The sequence below is a fragment of the Phenylobacterium sp. genome, from assembly GCF_030651755.1.
Classification (GTDB): domain Bacteria; phylum Pseudomonadota; class Alphaproteobacteria; order Caulobacterales; family Caulobacteraceae; genus Phenylobacterium.
In genome coordinates, this window is sequence record NZ_JAUSBZ010000056.1 from 21,948 (window position 1) to 39,718 (window position 17,771).

Here is a 17,771-nt window from a genome sequence, read left to right on the forward strand (position 1 = left end):
GCCTCAGCCCGGCGAGATCATCTTCTCCGGGCGCACGACTTCGTCGAACTCCTCATTGGTGACATAGCCCCCGCCGACAGCCTCTTCGCGCAGGGTGGTGCCGTTCTTGTGCGCGGTCTTGGCGATCTTGGCGGCGTTGTCGTAGCCGATCTTGGGCGCCAGCGCGGTGACCAGCATCAGGGAGCGCTCCAGGGCGGCCTTGATATTGTCCTCGCGGGCCTCGATCCCCACCACGCAGTTGTCGGTGAAAGAGATGGCCGCATCACTCAGCAGCTTGCACGACTGCAGGAAGTTGTAGGCCATCACCGGATTGAACACGTTCAGCTCGAAGTGGCCCGAGGCGCCGGCGAAGGTCATGGTCGTCTGGTTCCCGAACACCTGGGCGCAGACCATGGTCAGGGCCTCGCACTGGGTGGGATTGACCTTGCCCGGCATGATCGAGGAGCCCGGTTCGTTCTCCGGGAGGGACAGCTCGCCCAGGCCCGAGCGGGGGCCAGATCCCAGGAAGCGGATGTCGTTGGCGATCTTGAACAGGGAGCCTGCGACGGTGTTGATCGCCCCGTGGCTGTAGACCATGGCGTCGTGGGCGGCCAAGGCCTCGAACTTGTTGGGCGCGGTGATGAAGGGCAGGCCGGTGATGGCGGCGATCTTCTGCGCCACCTTTTCGGCGAAGCCGATGGGCGCGTTCAGGCCGGTGCCGACGGCGGTGCCCCCCTGGGCCAGCTCATAGAGGCCATAGAGGCTTTCCTTCAGCCGGCGAACGCCGCCGGAGACCTGGTGGGCGTAGCCGGAGAACTCCTGGCCCAGCGTCAGGGGCGTGGCGTCCTGGGTGTGGGTGCGGCCGATCTTGATGATGTGGTTGAAGGCCTCGGTCTTGGCCTTCAGGGCGGCGTGCAGGTGCTCCAGCGCCGGCATCAGTTCGCGGGCCACCTGCTCGGCGCAGGCGATGTGCATGGCCGTGGGATAGGTGTCGTTGGACGACTGGCTCATGTTCACGTGGTCGTTGGGGTGGACCGGCGACTTGGAGCCCATCACCCCGCCCAGGATCTCGATGGCGCGGTTCGAGATCACCTCATTGGCGTTCATGTTGGACTGGGTGCCTGAGCCGGTCTGCCAGACCACCAGGGGGAAGTGATCGTCGAGCTTGCCGTCGATGACCTCCTGGGCGGCCTGGATGATGGCCGCGCCGATCTTCGGGTCCAGCCGGCCCAGCTCCATATTGGCCTCGGCCGCGGCCCGCTTGACCACGCCCAGGGCACGGATCATCGGCTGGGGCTGCTTTTCCCAGCCGATCTTGAAATTGCCGATGCTGCGCTGGGACTGGGCGCCCCAGTAGCGGTCGACCGCAACCTCGATGGGGCCGAAGGTGTCGGTTTCGGTGCGGGTCGCGGTCATCGCAGGGATCTCCAGCCAGAATTGTCGCGTCGGTTTAGCGAGGCCAGGCGAGACTGCAAAGCGTCTGCGGGCTAGAGAGGGCCATGAACGACGGCTGGACCCACCATGGCAAGGTGCGCGCCCGGGAGGGCGAGGGCGATCTGGAGGTCGTGGTCGATGGCCTGACCACCCAGGCCAAGTACTACAAGCCCCTGATCTACGAGTTCTTCCGCAAGGCCTGGCGGGGCGGCCGGCCGGCCTGGGGGGACTACGCCGTGGAGATCGCCATGGAGTATGTGGGGGACCCGCCGTGGCTGGATCACGACACTCTGGCCAAGGCGAGCCACGACGCCATCAAGGGCTACGCCTTCCACGACGACGCCCAGGTGGCCCGCCTGCTGGTGGAGCGTCGGGCGGGCGAGCGGGAGCGGTTCATCGTGCGCGTGCGCCGCATGGCCGACGGCGGCGTGCAGCCCGGCGCCGGCCTCTCAGGCGGTCCGGGCCGGCCGTTCCAGGGCCAGTAAGGCCAAGACCCCGTAGGCGACCACCACGAAGGCGCCGTAGCGGCCGAGGCTCTCGGGTGGCAGTTCGGGCATCAGAGTGTCGAACAGGGCCAGGACCAGGATCGAGCCGGCCAGCCCCGGGACCCCGAAGGCCAGGGCCGCAGGGGCTCGCCACCGCTGCGGCAGACGCCGCAGTCGCGCCGTCAGATGAAAGAAGAAGGCGATGGCGCTGGCCACCAGGGCCGCGTTCAGAGTGTAGAACCAGAAGGCCTGTTCGATCAGACCGCCCGCAAAGGCGGCGTAGAACAGGGTGGCGGCCAACCAGACGACGGCGCCGGCGACCGCAAACCAGAAACTGTCCTCTTTCGACACGATACGCCTCCCACAGCCCATTTTAGGCAGAGGGCTGCGACAGCCGTGCCACAGCCAAGCTTGCCGGGCGTGGCCCACGAAAAAGCGGCCGCGCGGTGAGCGCGGCCGCCATTCTCGCGAACCGGTCCTGGGGGAGGGTTGGGCTCAGCGATACTGTTGCAGTCGGGTCGTGCGTAGTCCGGCCAGGCCGTGACGCTCGATCGACTTCTGCCAGGCGAGGAATTCCTCGGACGTCAGCCCGTACCGGCTCAGGGCGTCCTCAAGGCTGAGCAGTCCGCCGCGTACGGCGGCCACCACCTCGGCCTTGCGGCGGATGACCCACCGTCCCGTATCGGCGGGCGGCAGGTCAGCCAGGGTCAAGGGCGCGCCGGTCGGGCCAATCACATAGGGCTCGCCGCGGCTGTTGGTTCGGGTCTGTTGTTGTTGTTGCAACATGGCTTTACGCCCTTCACACCATCATCGTTGAGCCAGACCATAGGGCGGCTGGCATAACAGCTGGTGAATCCCGATAGTGAAAATTACAGTAACCATTTGCTCCCCCTGTGTACTGAAATGATACAGTTTGAGATTTCAGAAGGAATTAACCTTCACTAAATCTCAGTTACGCCGCAAGTTATCGGCGCATACTGATAAGTTCATCCAGCATCTGGTCGGCGGTTGTAATGATGCGGGAGCAGGCGGAGTAAGCTTTCTGCGTGGTGATCAGGCCGGTAAACTCAGCTGACATGTCCACTGTGGAGTTTTCGAGGGTGGAGGGCGAAATGGAGCCGGCGCCGCCCTGGCCTGGGAGCTTGATCACATACTCACCGCTGTCGATGGTGGCGCGGTAGGAGTTGCCGCTGACAGCTTGCAGACCGTCGGGGTTCGCGAAGGTGGCGACCCCGATGCGGGCGATCTGGCGGATCTGGCTGTTGTCGAAAATCGCCGAGACGATCCCGCCTTCATCCACTTGCACGCCCACCACGGTGCCGACGGTCGCCCCGTCGGGGTTCACGATCCGCACCGTCGAGGCGCTGGCGTACTGGGTCAGCTTGTCCAGATCGAACCGGATATCCTGTGCGCCCACCCCCAGGCCATCATCCCACCGGGGCGTCCCACCGGCGCCGGACGCCGCCAGGCTGATGGTCGGCGCCGCACCAGCCGCGCCGAACAGGGTGGTGTTGGCGAGGTCGATGGTGCCATCCTGGTTGAACATCACCAGGCCTTGAGCGATCTGGCCTGAGGGGCCGCCGGTGACGTCGGCGGCGGGGATGGCGAAGATTTCAGCGTGCCACTCATTGGGATTGGCCGCGCTGCGCAACAGGCTGAACGACACCTTATGGGTGCCCCCCATGGTGTCGACGATGTTCATCTCGATGCTGAAATCCGGCTGGGTGCCGGTGGCGGGGTCGGAGTTCTCCTCCCAGTCGGCCATGGACCGGGTGGCCGGGTCATAGGTGCCTTCAGCCGCTGAGATGGTCTGGCGCTTGTCCAGATTGGCGTTCAGCGTGACATTGGCGGTCGCCTGCACCGCCGAGCCCAGATTCTTGACGTTGATCGAGTTGAGCTCAGTCAAGTCGGAAGGGTTGTAGTTGATGGTGCCATCCGCGGCGATCGGCCAGCCCTGCAGGTAGAAGCCGGCGTCGTTGCGCAGATAGCCATCGGAATCGACGTTGAACGAGCCGGCGCGGGTGAAGACGCGCTTGTCGGCGTCGGTGAGCCCAAAGCCCTTTTCAGTAACGATGAAGAAGCCGTCGCCGGAGATCGCGAGGTCGGTGGACGAGTTGGCGCTCTGAATCAGCCCCTGCTGGCTGATATATTGCCGCGTCAGGCCCTGAACGCCGCCGGCGCTATAGCGCCCGGTCACCGCCTGGGCGGTCACGATGTTGGCGAAGTTCACCTGATTGCGCTTGTAGGCGACGGTGTTGATGTTGGCGATATTGTCGGAGATCGCCGCAAGCGCGGAGGAATTGGCGGTCAATCCCGAGACGCCGGCGAGCATGGCGCTGTTGATGCTCATTGGGGTGTTTGCCTTCTTTGTTGGCTTGTGAGGGGCGGTTGCGTCCTTTCAGGACGCGGTCAGGCCGCCTGCGCCGGCGTTTCGTCGTCGCTGTCGTTACTGGGCGTGTTGGATCCACCGGAGTTGGTGGTGGTTGTAGGCGGCAGACCGATGCTGCTGATGGTCTGCCAGAGGGCGCGGCTGCCCCCGATGGTGACAAAGGTCTGGCCGTCCACCTGCTCGACCGCGCGAACAAGGCCCTCAATGAAGGTGTTGTGGCCAACCGTTGCGCCAGCGGAGTCGGTGGCGGTGACGCGCAGGGTGTAGGCCCCGCCGTCAGCAAGCTGGGCTCCCAGGACGTTCTTCCCGTTCCAGCTGAACTTGTGCTCGCCGCCCTGGAGGTTCTCCATGGCCTGGACGTGGACAATGCCCCCTTTGGAGTCGAGCACCTCGACCTTGACGTTCTGGGCCTCCCGATCCAGGCGGAAAACCCAGTCGGCCGACTTGTCCGAGAGGTTCGCCTCATTGGTGGCGGCGCGGACCTGTTTGCCGATCAGGCTGACGGCGTCGGCGACCCCATCGCCCGAGGCGCCAACCAGCTGCTTGAGAAGCTGGTTCGTGAGCAATTGCTGCTCGACGCCGGTCATCTGCACGATCTGTTGCGTGAAGTCGCCGGAGTCCATCGGGGACAGCGGGTCCTGGTTTTTCATCTGCGTGGTCAGCAGCACCAGGAAGGTGTCGAAGCTCTCAGCCAGCCGCTGCCCGCCCACGCTGGTGGAGGCGGCGGCCTGCGCATTGGCGACGGCGTTGGTTTGCATGGGGCTTCTCTAAATCCGAAGGTCCACGCCGGTCGGAGACCGGCGCTGCTGGTAGAGACGGTTCGCGATGGCGGTGGTGTCGGCCTCGTCGGCCACGCCCAGGGCGTTCTGGAAGGCCCGGCCCTGCCAGGCCTCACGGTCCGGGGCTTGATCAGCGAACTGGCCGCCCCCCCGCTGATCCTGTGGGGCGTTGAACGACAGGCCGCCTGACATGTCGAAGCCAGCCTGCTCCAGGGCCTTGAGCAATTCCCCAGACCGGCCGCGCATTTCGTTGGCGGCATGAGGGTTGTCGAACGCCATGGCGGCGGTGAGCTTGCCTTGCGCGTCAATGTCCACCCGCACGTCCACCCGGCCGAGGCCTTCAGGAGTGAGCTGGATATCGAAATGGGTTGTCCGTCCCTGAAGCTTGCGCGCCACCTGAGTGGCCAGGTCAGAAACGGTCGCCGGGGTGGCGACGACCCGGGAGGCGTCCCTGGTCTCGGCGGTCTGGCCGCCCTGGACGCCAGTCGTGGCGTGCAGGCCATCGGGTTCATCAAGGCTGACCGTCTGGGGGATGTCCCCTTCGGTAGGAACCGCCTCCCGTGGGACGTTCTCCATGGCGGCGGCTGCGGCGAAGGTGTCGGGCTTCGCCGCGGTTGGCCCAGGGCTATCGGTGATCAGGGCGAAGGGTGAGGCCGCCGGGGGCTGTGGGGCGGCCTTTGCGCTGGCGGTGGGCTTGACGGGGGCGGTGTCAGTCTCCTCAGCGCCGCTCTCCACGACGGCCTCGACCGGCGCCCCCGACTGGGAGGCGCGAAGGCTGACCACGCCCGCCGCGGCGGCGGCGGTCATCAAGGGCTGTGCCGCCGCCTGAACCGTCTGAGCAGGAGTCGGCGCCGTCTGAGCGGCAGGGGGCGCGGGCGGGCCGTCAGGGCGGGGCGGGGGAGCCACGCCGTTGGACGCCTGGTTCTGGGGTTCAGTCTGACCCGTCGTGAGGTTATGGGGCGCCCCGGCGGTGGCGCGCGGAGGTTCCGTTGGGCCTTGACGACCTTCGGCTAGAGGCGGCGGCTTGATGCTCTGCGTCTCGATGGGACTTTCAGGTCCGTCGGGAACGGCCTCCGCCGTGGCCGAAGAAGCCCTCGCTTCTATCTTGATCTCTCCACCGGTCTGGACGTCGACCTTGACCTCGACCGGGGCCCCGACATCGGCGGACGGCGACTGGACGCCGGAGGTGATGTCGACGCTGGTCTTGGCTGGATCAGCGCTCGGCGCCTGAACGGGGGGCGCCATGACCGGGGCAGGGGGCGGTAGGAGAGCGGCGGCGGCCAGAATGTCGTCCTGATCGGTGCCTTCGGGCTGGAGCGTCTGACCCTCGGGATCAAGCTCCCCGTCGCCGGGCGCCTTGAAGACTTTTGTGGGGAGCGGCGCGGCCGCCTGAGCCTCGGGGGTTTCGCCAAACAGCGCCGCCATCAGACCTTCAAATCCGCTCACCGCAGCGCCAGCCGATGCGACGCCGCCAGCGCCAGGGACCGGCGCCGGAGAGGGAGGGACGATGGGAAGCAGCGAAAACGACATTGGGACCAGCAGGTTCGCGCCAGGGCGCCGAAGGGGGGAGATGGATCGGCGCCTGCTGCGCCCAAAGGTTCGGCGGGATATCAGCAACCTTCGCGCCAGTTTGCCGGAATCGGACAAATGATTGAAAAAGAACAGAAAAAAGATGTCATGAGGCCGTCGCCGCAAAAGCGACGCAGGCGGAACTTGCCCAGTCGACCGACCTGGCTCGGACGACTCTGCCGCCTTTCACAAAGGTTACCGGGAGGGGCTGCGAGAACTGGCGCCGGACTTGCGACCAACTGGATGTCTGTTCCGGACCTTGAATAGGTCGGCATTGAAAAGGTTAGGGTTTTTCCGGACCCTCGCGTGCGCGTTCACCTAAGACCCGGCAGAATGCGCCGGGCGACGCAGCGAGGATTGCCGGGTGGAAGGTGAAGGCCATGTCACTGACGGCGGTCCTTAAGACAGCGAACTCCGGCCTCGTGGCGTCGCAGGTGGGCCTGCGCGCCGTCTCCGACAACATCGCCAACGTCAACACCCCTGGCTATGTCCGGAAGATCGTCGATCAGCAGCAACTGGTGGTCGGCGGCCAGGGCATGGGCGTCGAGGTCTCCGGCGTCAAACGGGTCACCGACCAGTACCTTCAGCTGGCCACCCTGAGCTCGGCTTCGGAGTCTGGCCGCTGGGACGCCGTCGCCCAGTACATGGACAACGCCCAGAGCCTGTTTGGCGACCCGTCGGGCGATTCCTTCTTCTTTGGACGCCTGGACGCCATCTGGAGCGCCTTTGCGGCCACCGCCAACGATCCGTCCTCCAGCCTGCTTCGAAGCCAGTCCCTCTCCTCCATCGAGGACTTCCTCAACGAAGGCGCGCGGATCAACAGTTCGATCGCCGAGCTCGGCCGGACGGTGGACACCCAGATCAGCGCCAATATCGACCGGGCTAACGATCTGCTGGAGCAGATCAACAAGCTGAACGCCGACATCAGCCGCGCGCGCATGGTGAACGCCGACGCCTCGGGTTCGGAGAACATCCAGAGCCAGCTGGTGGACGAGCTGGCCACCTTGATCAATGTGCAGGTCACATCCCGGCCCACCGGTGGTCTGATGATCCGCTCCACCGAAGGGGTGATGCTGGCCGGGGACGGCGCCGCCGTGCTGTCCTATTCGCGGACCGACAGCACCAAGGGCTATATCACCGCCACCACATCGGCGGGATCAGGCGTCGGCAAGCCGATCACCATCACCGGGGGCGCGCTGCGCGGCCTGCTGGATCTGCGCGACGACAAGCTCCCGGGGATATCCGATCAACTCGGCGAATTTCTGAGCCGCGCGGCGGATTCCATCAACGCCGCCCACAACGCCGCGTCCACCGTTCCGGCCCAGGCCTCCCTGACCGGCCGCAACACTGGGCTTGACCTGCCCACCGCCATCAGCGGCTTCACCGGGGCGAGCACGGTCGCCATCGTCGACGCGGCTGGCCAGCTGACCCGAAGGGTGGATATCGACTTCACTGCGGGAACCATGAGCGTCGATGGGGGGCCAGCGGCCGCCTTCACGCCGGCGAGCTTCCTGGCCGATCTCAACGCCTCCCTGGGCGCCACCGGCTCGGCCACCTTCGTCAATGGCGCGCTCAGCATCTCGGCGACGACTGGCGGGGTGGCCATCGACGAGGGGACGTCGAACAAGGCGGGGCGGGCCTTCTCGCACTTCTTCGGCCTCAACGACATCGTCCGCTCAGGGGGCTTCACCAACTACGATACGGGCCTGTCGGGCGCCGACCCCCACGGCTTCACCCCCGGCGACCAGATCATCATCCGGCTGGCCCAGCAGGACGGCAAGCCGATCCGCGATGTGACGGTCAGCGTTCCGGCCGGGACGAGTATGAACGACCTCGTCGCGGCCCTGAACCACAACACCACCGGGGTCGGCCTCTATGGCCAGTACACGCTGGACGACCAGGGGGGTCTGAAGTTCACAGGCTCCGACCCCTTCTACGCCACCACCTCCATCGTCCAGGACAACACCGCCCGCGGCGCCGGCGGACCCTCCATCAGCGCGCTGTTTGGGCTGGGCACGGTGGAACGCGCCGGCCGGGCCAATCGTCTTCAGGTGGCCGCCGCCTATACCGCCGATCCGATGAAGGTCGGCCTGGCCAAGCTGGACCTGAGCGTCGCCCCCGGCCAGCCCGTTCTGACGCCCGGGGATGGCCGCGGCGCCCTGGCCCTGGCCACGGCCGGGGATGTGGTCTCCCGTTTCAGCGCCGCCGGCGCCCTGGGGAACGTCAATATGACGGTGTCCCGCTACGCCTCGGAGTTCGGCGGCTCCATCGGACGGGAATCGGCGGCCGCCGACACCCGTCGCTCCAGCGCCCAGGCGGTGAAGACTGAGGCGGTGAACCGTCGTCAGTCCGTCGAGGGCGTCAATCTGGACGAGGAACTGGTTCGTCTGACCACCTATCAGCAGGCCTTTAACGCTTCGGCCCGCATGATCCAGGCGGCCAAGGAACTGTTCGACGTCCTGACCAACATCGTCTGAGGACCATCACCATGGTGAGCCGCGTCTCCACCGGCGGAAACTACAGCGCCGTCCTGGCCAATCTGATCTCTGCCCAGCAGAGGCAGATGGACGCCGGGACGAAGGTCGCCAGCCAGAAGAATGGCTCGGACCTGAAGGACTATGCCCGCAACGCCGAAATGCTGACCGCCATGCGGTCTATCGAAACCCGTCTGGGCGCCTTCACCGAGCAGAACAAGCTGGTGAGCGATCGTCTGACGACGCAGGATTTCGCCCTGTCCCAGGTGGCCGACGCCGCCCAGATCGCCCGCCAGGCCATCGCCGAATCCATCGCCAGCGGGCGAGTGGACACGCTCATGCAGGACATGCAGGCGGCGTTCCGCAACGGCGTGGAGGGGATGAACGCCCGCTATGGCGGCAAATACCTGTTCGCCGGCGGTCAGGTGAACACCGCGCCGTTTTCAGCCACCTCCCTGAGCGACCTCACGATCCCCGCGACCAATGTGGCGGACTACTTCCACAACGACTCCTTCATCGCCCAGGCCAAGGTCGATGACTCCACCCTGGTGAATGTGGGCTTCCTCGCCGACTCCTTCGGGCTTGGCATGATGGAGGCTTTCAAGGCCATGCAGGCCTTTGACGAAGGGGTCGATGGGCCGTTCAACGGTGAGCTCACCGACAACCAGCGCATCTTCCTGGAGAGCCAGCTTTCGGTGTGGGACAACGCCTACAAGGATCTGGTCAATGTTGGCGGCCGTAACGGCATGGTCCAGAGCCGCGTCGAGTCGGTGAAGGAGGACCTGGTCGCCCGATCCAACAGCATCAAGGGCATGATCGGAGAGATCGTCGACGCGGACATGAGTCTGGCGGTGTCGAACCTCCAGCAGGCTCAAATTTCCGTCCAGGCGGCCGCCCAGGTGTTCGTGGCGCTGCGCGAAAGCTCCCTGCTCAACGTCCTCCGATAGGTCTTTGGGCCGGCCGGCCGGTCAGCCTGGTCCCCAGATCGGCTCTGGGTCCGCCGCCAGACCGTGAAAGGCGCTGTAGGCTATGGCCATGGCGCTTCCGACATAGCTCTCCCGCGCCATCATCCGATCCAGCCAGCGCCTTGCCGCCGGGGTCGCGTCCAGCAGGGCGGCGCCCTCCGGCGTGCGGCCGAAGAACAGCAGGTGCGGCAGCAGGAAGGCGTCGGCCAGGGTCAGCCGGTCTCCCACCAGAAAACCTTGACCTTCCACCGCCTCGCCAATCAGCCGTATCTGCAGACGTAGCGGGTCGCGGGCGGTCTCCAGAAACGCCTGGTCGGGCTCGAACCCCCAGGCCGGCCGCACCAGGCGCTCCTTCATGAAGCGGTTCATCACCGGAAAGACATAGGCGTTGATCAGGCTGACCCAGCGCAAGGTCTCAGCCTGACCCAGGGGGTCGGCCGGCTGCAGGGGCGGGCCGTCGAAGGCGCGGTCGATGTAGTGGGTGATGGCCTGGGTCTCGTAGAGGATGACCTGGCCGTGCTGCATCACCGGCATCTTGCCAAACGGATGCAGCCGCAGATGCGTCTCGGAGCCTAGCGTCAGAAGGCTCAGCTCATGATCGACGCCCTTCTCGTCGGCGGCCATCATGGCCGTCCAGAGATAGGCGCTTGCGGCCATCGAATGAAATATCAGCGTCGCCATGCCGGATCTCCCGCCGCGACCACTAGAATCCGGCCGTGGCCAACCTTGCCTTGTCCGGGATCAAATTGGCCCAGACGGTCGTCCAAGGTTATCGAGCGCGCCCGACATCTGGGTTTGAAATCGCCTTTGGGCGCTTCTCAGCCAGGGGACGCCTGCAGGGCGCGCCGGAGTTCCCGAACGGCAGCCCCCGGGGTCGTGAGCACTGGGGCGTCGATGACGGCCGCCACGCCCGGGGCGGCGCGGGCAAGGCTGTATTGGGCCAAGGCCACGGCGTCGAAGCGTCGGCCCATAAGCGCCGCGGCCACAAGGTCATCGTGTCGTTGGAGGTCTCCGGCGTTCATCGCCGAGAGGGCGCCTTCCACGTAGATCGACTCGATCTCGACCTCGGGCGGGAAGTCAGCGGGCATCGTCTCAAGTGTTGGGGCGAATGATGCGACCAGCGCGATGCGCCCGCCGATCGCCGAGGCTTCGGCGATCATCGCCTCATAAGGTGACCTCACAGGCAAGGGGGCGAGGTCTGTGCGGACCGCCTCGATGCACGGCCCGAACGCCGAACAGGTGAAGAGGATGGCGTCCGAGCCCAGCGAGGCGGCGTATCTGCCGAGCGCTAGAAATCGATCGGTCATGCGCTCATCAAGGGCCCCGGCCGCCGCCAGGTCGGCGGAAAGGCTGTCATCCAGAAGGTTGGTGAGCTGGGCTTCTGGCCAGAGTGCGGCGAAAGCGGCCTCGATCGGCGGCGGCGAGTGCCGCAGCGCATGAATCAGGGCGATGCGGGTCATGGGGTCACTTCGAACTGGGCGCTCGTCTTCGCTTGGATTTCCTCCTGGGTGACGCCCGGCGCGCGTTCCAGCAGGGTCATCGGCCGCCGGCCTCGCCCGACATCGAAGACGCCGAGATCGGTGATCACCAGATCGACCACGCCCTTGCCGGTCAGCGGCAGGGAACAGGTGTCGACCAGCTTGGGCGCCCCAGACTTTTCGGTGTGCTCCATGACCACCACCACGCGCTTGACCCCGGCCACCAGGTCCATGGCCCCGCCCATGCCCTTGACCATCTTGCCCGGCACCATCCAGTTGGCCAGGTCGCCATTGGCGGCCACCTGCATGGCCCCCAGGACGGAGAGGTCGATGTGGCCCCCCCGGATCATCGCGAAGGAATCCGCGCTGGAGAAATAGGCGGAGCTTGGCAGGGCGGTGATGGTCTGTTTACCGGCGTTGATCAGGTCGGCGTCTTCCTCGCCCTCAAAGGGGAACGGGCCCATGCCCAACATGCCGTTCTCGCTCTGCAGCGTCACAGTGACGTCGGCGGGGATATGGTTGGCCACCAGGGTGGGGATGCCAATCCCCAGGTTGACATAGAAGCCGTCGCGCAGTTCGGCTGCGGCTCGGGCCGCCATCTGATCTCGGGTCCAGGCCATGACTTCAGGCGCCCTCGTGCTGGCGGATGGTGCGCTGCTCGATGCGCTTCTCGTAGGCCGCGCCACCCAACACCCCGTCGACATAAATCCCGGGGGTGTGGATGTGGTCAGGATCGAAGCGCCCGACCTCGACCAACTCCTCAACCTCAGCAAGGGTGACCTTGCCGGCGGTGGCCATCATCGGATTGAAGTTCCGCGCGGTCATCCGGTAGACGAGGTTGCCCTCGGCGTCGCCCTTCCAGGCTTTGACAATGGAGAGGTCGGCGGTCAGGCCGCGCTCCATCACATAGTCCAGGCCCTCAAAGGTGCGGATTTCTTTCCCCTCGGCGACCAGGGTCCCGACGCCGGTGCGGGTGAAGAAGGCTGGGATGCCGGCCCCGCCGGCGCGAATGCGCTCGGCCAGCGTGCCCTGGGGGTTGAATTCCAGCTCCAGTCTGCCGGAGAGGTAGAGTTCAGCGAACAGCTTGTTCTCGCCCACATAGCTGGAAATCATCCTGCGGATCTGGCCGCCAGCCAACAGGATCCCGAGACCGAAGTCATCGACGCCGCAGTTGTTGGAGATGACCGTCAGATCCTTCACGCCCGTGTCTCGGATGGCCGCGATCAGGTTCTCCGGGATGCCGCAGAGGCCGAACCCCCCGGCCATGATGGTCATGCCGTCGAACAGCACACCCGAGAGCGCCGCCTCGGCATTGCGCCGCACCTTGTTGTTCGCGGTCTGGCCCAAACGCTCTCTCCCCATCTGTGCGCGGCTAGGACGGAAACACATGAAGCATTATCAATCAGACTGCAACGAATGTTGCATTCAAGAGGATGCCGTGTAGATTGACGACGCTCTAGGCGATCACGTTCGGGCCTCGGCCGTTCGCAAAGACACGGGACAACAATGCCATTAGCCTTGGTCGTGCGGTCAGCGTTTGATCCGGTCGAATCAAGTCGCCGTCCCGGCGGCTCGGCCGATTCAGGCGATGGCCCGAGTCCTCGAGCCGAGATGGAAATGAAGCAAGCGCCCCTTACCCGTCAGATCGTGAGCGAGTTTGACCAGATGTCGCCTCAACTGCAGCAGGCGGCCCGCTATGTCCTGGATCGTCCACATGATGTGGCCCTCCTGACCATGCGCCAGCAGGCGCGCATCGCTGGCGTCCAGCCAGCGACCATGACGCGACTTGCGAAGCATCTTGGGCTGGAAGGCTACGACGGGGTGCGGGAGCTCTATGGCCAAGCCTTTCGTGACGGCGGCCTCGACTTCGCGCGACGCGCCGACGAGCAGGTGACGCGCCAGAAGCTGCGCGGCGATCAGGCGCTCGCCGCGGAAATCGCCTCGTCCTTCGCCGCACAGGTGGCTGGCCTGGCGGAGCCTGAGACCCTTTCCCACCTGGTCGCCGCGGCGGAGACCCTGGCCCGCGCGCGGCGGATTTACTGCCTTGGGATGCGCTCCTGTTTCCCGGCCATCGCCTACTTCCACTATGTGACCTCGCTCGTCCGTGACGGCGTGGTGCTGTTCGATGGCCTGGGCGGCGTGGGCGCAGACGGCCTGCGCAATGCGGCGTCCGACGACGTCCTTCTTGTCCACACGGTACGCCCCTATACGCGCGCCGTGGTGGAGGCGGTCGACTACGCCCAGACCCGCAACGTGCCGGTGGTGGCGATCACTGACAGCGCCGTTTCCCCCATCGCTGATCGCGCCCAGCATGTGATCCTCGTTTCAGTCGATAGCCCTTCCTTCTTCCACGCCATGACGCCGGCCTTCACCGCGGTGGAAATCCTGGCGGCGCTTGTCGCCGGCCGCGGCGGCGCGAATGCGCTGAAGGCGCTGGAAGAGACCGAGGCGCAGCTGGCCGCCTTCCACATCCACTACGATCCCAAGCACCGCGAGAGACCTGCATGACCCATCTGCTTCACCGTCAGATCCATAGCGAGCTTCCCGTCGCGGTGGGCGGACGGGGCGTCGAGCTCTTCGACTCCGCAGGCCGGATCTATATCGACGCGTGCGGCGGGGCGGCTGTTTCCTGCCTGGGGCACGGCCACCCTGAGGTCCTGGCGGCGTTGCACGCCCAGGTGGACAAGCTGGCCTACGCTCACACCGGCTTCTTCACCAGCGAGGCGGCTGAGGCCCTCGCCGACCGCTTGGCGGCCTCGGCGCCGGGCAATCTCGACCACGTCTACCTCGTCAGCAGCGGGTCTGAGGCTGTTGAAGCGGCGCTCAAAATGGCCCGGCAGTACTTTCTCGAAATCGGACAGCCCCAGCGGCGCCACATCATCGCCCGGCGTCAGAGCTACCACGGCAACACCCTGGGCGCGCTGGCTGCAGGCGGCAATTTTCAACGGCGCAAGCAGTTCAGCCCGCTGCTGATCGAGACCCGTCACATTGACCCCTGCTACGCCTATCGCTTCCAGAAGGCTGGGGAGTCTGACGCCGACTACGCGGCCCGCGCGGCCAAGGCCCTAGAAGATGAGATACTCGAACTGGGTGGGGATACGGTCATGGCCTTCGTGGCCGAGACCGTCGTCGGCGCCACGGCGGGCGCTGTTCCCCCCGTCGGCGACTATCTGCGCCGTGTCCGTGAGATCTGCGACCGCTACGGCGTACTGCTCATCCTCGATGAGGTGATGTGCGGCATGGGGCGCACCGGCACGCTCTACGCCTTTGAGCAGGAAGATATCGTCCCTGATCTCGTCACCATCGCCAAGGGTCTCGGCGGCGGCTATCAGCCCATTGGCGCTGTGGTGATCGGAGCCCATATCTTCGAGGCCTTTAGAGACGGCTCCGGCGTGTTCCAACATGGTCACACCTATCTGGGTCACCCCATGGCCGCCGCCGCGGCGCTCGCCGTTCAAGAGGTGATCGCCAGGGACGGCCTGCTGGAGAACGTCCTGCGCATGGGCGACCGACTGGACGCCGCATTGCGCGAGCGGCTGGGACAACACCCGCATGTGGGCGACATTCGCGGGCGGGGTCTGTTCCGCGGGGTCGAACTGGTCGCAGACCGTGAGAGCAAGGCGCCCTTCAATCCGCAACTCAAGCTGCACGCTCGCCTGAAGCGCGAAGCCATGGCGCGCGGCCTGATGATCTATCCGACAGGCGGCACCATAGATGGCGAGCAGGGTGACCATGTCCTGCTGGCGCCCCCCTTCATCGTCACATCAGACGTCATCGACACCATCGCCGACCGATTGTCCGAGGCGCTCGACGCGGCGCTCATCACGGCGTCCGTCTGATGCTCCTGCGCGGGTGGCCGGGCGCCGTGATCAGACGAGCGCGTGACCGGTCCCTGCGGCGCCCCTCTCGCCGGCCCGCCGGAAGGCCAACCCTGTGTCTCGTTGTGGAAGGCTGATCGATGTTCAAGCAAACGCCCGGCATTGAGGGCGAACCGTCGATGATGTTCTCCCGAAGGCGCGCCCTTATGGCTGCGGGGGCGTGGTCCTGCGCCGTTGGAACCGCGGCGGCTGAGCCGCTCCAAAGTCTGGCCCCCTTGCCGGCAAAACCGCCGCCCTATGGGCATGCGCGCTCCAACCGGGATTTTAGCGCATCCAGCAACCATCCGGCCGCCACAGAGGCGGCGCGCCGGATCCGCCTCCAGGGGGGCGGCGTGTTGGATATGTATCTCGCCGCGCTCGCGGCGGCCTGGGTGGTGGATCCGGCCAATTGCAGCCCGTTTGGGCGGATGCAGGGCGTCTACAGCACCGGCGGAGGATATGACTGCCTGTACGCCCCAACGGGCATACGCGAAGAGCCGGGTTCCACAGTACCCGTTCCAGGCAACATCGCCGCCTATTTCGCCCTGCGACAGTCAGGTCGCCTGCAGCTTCCGCTCAGCACGATCCTCGCACCGGCGCGGTCAGTTGCAGTCGGTGGATTTCGTCCATCCGTCGGCTTGCGTGCAGCCGCACAGGTCTCGGCCGCCGACATGCAACCCGACTTTCGGCGTATCTATCTGGACGACCGCGGGGGCGTCAGAGCCCGCGTCCGGAACCCCCAGTTGAGCCACCTGCTCGAGGTCCTCGGGCGCGCCCCTGATGAGCGCGCCTTCTGGACGGAGCTCTATCAACAACGTCCTGGTCCGTGGGCGCTTGAGACCTTGCTGGACAATTCGCCGCGATCTGGCCCGCCGCGCGACCTTGAGGTGCTTGGACGCGATGGCCGCCGCTATCGATTGCGCACCACGGCCAACCTTGAGACTTGGGGAACCTGGACGCTGCTGGGCGCGGCGGTGATCGCGCACCTGCAGGCCACGGGCGCCATCACTGATCTTGAGACGGCCATGGAGGCCTATCTGCTGGCCACGATCCTGGTGCTCGACCGTATACCCTTCAGCGTGGGGTTGCTGATGCCGAAGAGCGCCTCGCCCTCGGTGGATATCGATGTCGAGGTGGAAGGCCGGGCGATCGCGGCGCGTGTGGGACTGCTGCTCCGGGCCCCACCGGCCGAACTGTGGGCGGCGCTGGCCGAAACCTATTTCCCGGGGGAAGGCAGCAAGACCGATGATCGCAACACCAACGCCTTTGCGATCGCCTCAGACGGTGACCTTCTCTCCTTCACCACCTCGCTGGGACCGTGGTTTGGGTCGAAACGCGCCTGGTTTGGCGCTGGACTGGCCTACAGCTATGCGATGAAATCGCAGCGGCTCTTTGAGGGCCAGACGCACGATGTCACTGAGATGTCGCCTCTGATCATTGAGCGCGACGGACTGCCTTGGTTGGCGATCGGCGCGGCGGGCAGCGAGAGAATCTACGGCGCTCTCACCTACTTGCTCTTCCTGAAGCTCTCGCTGGGCCTGCCCGGTGACATGGCCGAGCTGATGATGAAGCCCCGGTTGTTCCCAAAGGATGGCAAGGTGCGAATTCATCGCGACATGCCGCAGAGCGTGCAGCGTCATCTGGCCGAGCGCGGATTTGTGCTCGAGCCTACGGAGTATGACAGTCGAAAGCACCTCGGCGTCGTCAATTTGGTCGAACAGGTGGAACAAGGCCTTTATCGCAGCGGCGCCGATCCTTCGAGCAGCGGCGGGGCGCTCTGAGCAAGAGGTGAACCCGGCGGACCTTCTGGACCCGGTGAGGGCGGCTCGGCCCGCGCAGTTGTTTCTCAGACGTGGTTCGATGAAGCATCCGTTTCAGCGCCACCCAAATTTGCCACGCTTTCCAGTTCCGCGACCGCCGAGATGGGTTTGGTGAGCTTGGCCTAACCGCGGCGATGGGTGGCTGAAACAGCTAGGCCAGACTCTGTCTGGAAAGGCCTCTGATCCAGTCTGGCAATGGGCTGGCCGGCGCCAGGGCCGCCGCTGTCGACCCGCCGACATTTGCCCGGCGCTGCTCTCCTCCGCCGAAATCACGTTGCGAAGAGGGCCGAGTCCTTGTGCGCGGGGTAGCGAACTGGCGCCCCTATTCTGACCACCAGATAGATTTATATGTTTCATGCCCTGGGTATCTAAAACAAATGTTGCGACACCAGGTAGGATGAGCCATCTGTAGCGGGTCACAAGAAACAGGAGGGGACAATGGCCCTTAGGAAACAGTTGTTTGCTGCTTCGGCGGTCGTCGCGCTTACCAGTGTTACTAGCGTCGCGAACGCACAATCGGCGCAGGCTGATCCGTCCAGATC

The 17,771-nt window shown here is 65.5% G+C and carries 16 protein-coding genes; 6 read left to right on the forward strand and 10 right to left on the reverse strand.

The genetic code is table 11. The features are described 5' to 3' along the window. Positions 1-3: 3 nt before the first annotated feature. Positions 4-1,395 (reverse strand): class II fumarate hydratase, encoded by a 1,392-nt coding sequence (gene fumC / locus Q7V15_RS05755; RefSeq protein WP_304754479.1) that lies wholly within the window; start codon positions 1,393-1,395, stop codon positions 4-6. A gap of 83 nt (positions 1,396-1,478) precedes the next feature. Here fumC and Q7V15_RS05760 point away from each other — a divergent pair, with 83 nt between their 5' ends. Continuing rightward, complete coding sequence (locus Q7V15_RS05760) at positions 1,479-1,898, forward strand: RusA family crossover junction endodeoxyribonuclease (protein ID WP_304754480.1); 420 nt, start codon at positions 1,479-1,481, stop codon at positions 1,896-1,898. Here the strand turns inward: Q7V15_RS05760 and Q7V15_RS05765 are convergent. The 5 genes from Q7V15_RS05765 to Q7V15_RS05785 form a co-directional block, all read right to left on the reverse strand. After that, positions 1,863-2,249: a DUF5367 family protein gene (locus Q7V15_RS05765; protein WP_304754481.1), complete on the reverse strand. Its 387-nt coding sequence runs from the start codon at positions 2,247-2,249 to the stop codon at positions 1,863-1,865. The genes Q7V15_RS05760 and Q7V15_RS05765 overlap by 36 nt on opposite strands. A 144-nt stretch (positions 2,250-2,393) precedes the next feature. Beyond that, the gene (locus Q7V15_RS05770; RefSeq protein ID WP_304754482.1) at positions 2,394-2,684 is read right to left on the reverse strand and encodes a DUF1153 domain-containing protein; all 291 of its coding nucleotides are present in this window, start codon (positions 2,682-2,684) and stop codon (positions 2,394-2,396) included. Between the two features lie 178 nt (positions 2,685-2,862). Next, positions 2,863-4,248: a flagellar hook protein FlgE gene (locus Q7V15_RS05775; RefSeq protein WP_304754483.1), complete on the reverse strand. Its 1,386-nt coding sequence runs from the start codon at positions 4,246-4,248 to the stop codon at positions 2,863-2,865. Between the two features lie 59 nt (positions 4,249-4,307). Continuing rightward, complete coding sequence (locus Q7V15_RS05780; RefSeq protein ID WP_304754484.1) at positions 4,308-5,045, reverse strand: flagellar hook assembly protein FlgD; 738 nt, start codon at positions 5,043-5,045, stop codon at positions 4,308-4,310. Positions 5,046-5,054: 9 nt separating this feature from the next. Continuing rightward, a complete protein-coding gene (locus Q7V15_RS05785; RefSeq protein ID WP_304754485.1) occupies positions 5,055-6,512 on the reverse strand; it encodes a flagellar hook-length control protein FliK in 1,458 nt (485 codons plus the stop codon). Positions 6,513-7,015: 503 nt separating this feature from the next. Here Q7V15_RS05785 and flgK point away from each other — a divergent pair. Both flgK and Q7V15_RS05795 read left to right on the forward strand, forming a co-directional pair. Then, the gene (gene flgK / locus Q7V15_RS05790; RefSeq protein ID WP_304754486.1) at positions 7,016-9,112 is read left to right on the forward strand and encodes a flagellar hook-associated protein FlgK; all 2,097 of its coding nucleotides are present in this window, start codon (positions 7,016-7,018) and stop codon (positions 9,110-9,112) included. An 11-nt stretch (positions 9,113-9,123) separates the two neighbouring features. Further along, entirely contained in the window at positions 9,124-10,056 is a 933-nt protein-coding gene (locus tag Q7V15_RS05795) for a flagellin (protein ID WP_304754487.1), read from the forward strand. Between the two features lie 21 nt (positions 10,057-10,077). On the opposite strand, the gene Q7V15_RS05800 is transcribed toward Q7V15_RS05795, so the two are convergent. The 4 genes from Q7V15_RS05800 to Q7V15_RS05815 all read right to left on the reverse strand — a co-directional run bounded on the left by Q7V15_RS05800 (position 10,078) and on the right by Q7V15_RS05815 (position 12,827). After that, entirely contained in the window at positions 10,078-10,755 is a 678-nt protein-coding gene (locus Q7V15_RS05800; RefSeq protein ID WP_304754488.1) for a glutathione S-transferase family protein, read from the reverse strand. Between the two features lie 137 nt (positions 10,756-10,892). Then, entirely contained in the window at positions 10,893-11,534 is a 642-nt protein-coding gene (locus Q7V15_RS05805; protein WP_304754489.1) for a hypothetical protein, read from the reverse strand. After that, positions 11,531-12,172: a 3-oxoacid CoA-transferase subunit B gene (locus tag Q7V15_RS05810; RefSeq protein WP_304754490.1), complete on the reverse strand. Its 642-nt coding sequence runs from the start codon at positions 12,170-12,172 to the stop codon at positions 11,531-11,533. The genes Q7V15_RS05805 and Q7V15_RS05810 overlap by 4 nt, the downstream gene beginning before the upstream one ends. Before the next feature lie 4 nt (positions 12,173-12,176). Next, on the reverse strand, positions 12,177-12,827 hold the full coding sequence (locus Q7V15_RS05815; protein ID WP_304754494.1) for a CoA transferase subunit A: 651 nt from the start codon (positions 12,825-12,827) through the stop codon (positions 12,177-12,179). Positions 12,828-13,163: 336 nt separating this feature from the next. Here Q7V15_RS05815 and Q7V15_RS05820 point away from each other — a divergent pair, with 336 nt between their 5' ends. The 3 genes from Q7V15_RS05820 (at position 13,164) to Q7V15_RS05830 (ending at position 17,190) form a co-directional block, all read left to right on the forward strand. Further along, complete coding sequence (locus Q7V15_RS05820; RefSeq protein WP_304754491.1) at positions 13,164-14,060, forward strand: MurR/RpiR family transcriptional regulator; 897 nt, start codon at positions 13,164-13,166, stop codon at positions 14,058-14,060. Further along, complete coding sequence (locus Q7V15_RS05825; protein ID WP_304754492.1) at positions 14,057-15,391, forward strand: aspartate aminotransferase family protein; 1,335 nt, start codon at positions 14,057-14,059, stop codon at positions 15,389-15,391. Before Q7V15_RS05820 ends, Q7V15_RS05825 begins: the two co-directional genes overlap by 4 nt. Positions 15,392-15,510: 119 nt before the next feature. Then, positions 15,511-17,190: a gamma-glutamyltransferase gene (locus Q7V15_RS05830; protein ID WP_304754493.1), complete on the forward strand. Its 1,680-nt coding sequence runs from the start codon at positions 15,511-15,513 to the stop codon at positions 17,188-17,190. The last annotated feature ends 581 nt before the right edge of the window (positions 17,191-17,771 follow it).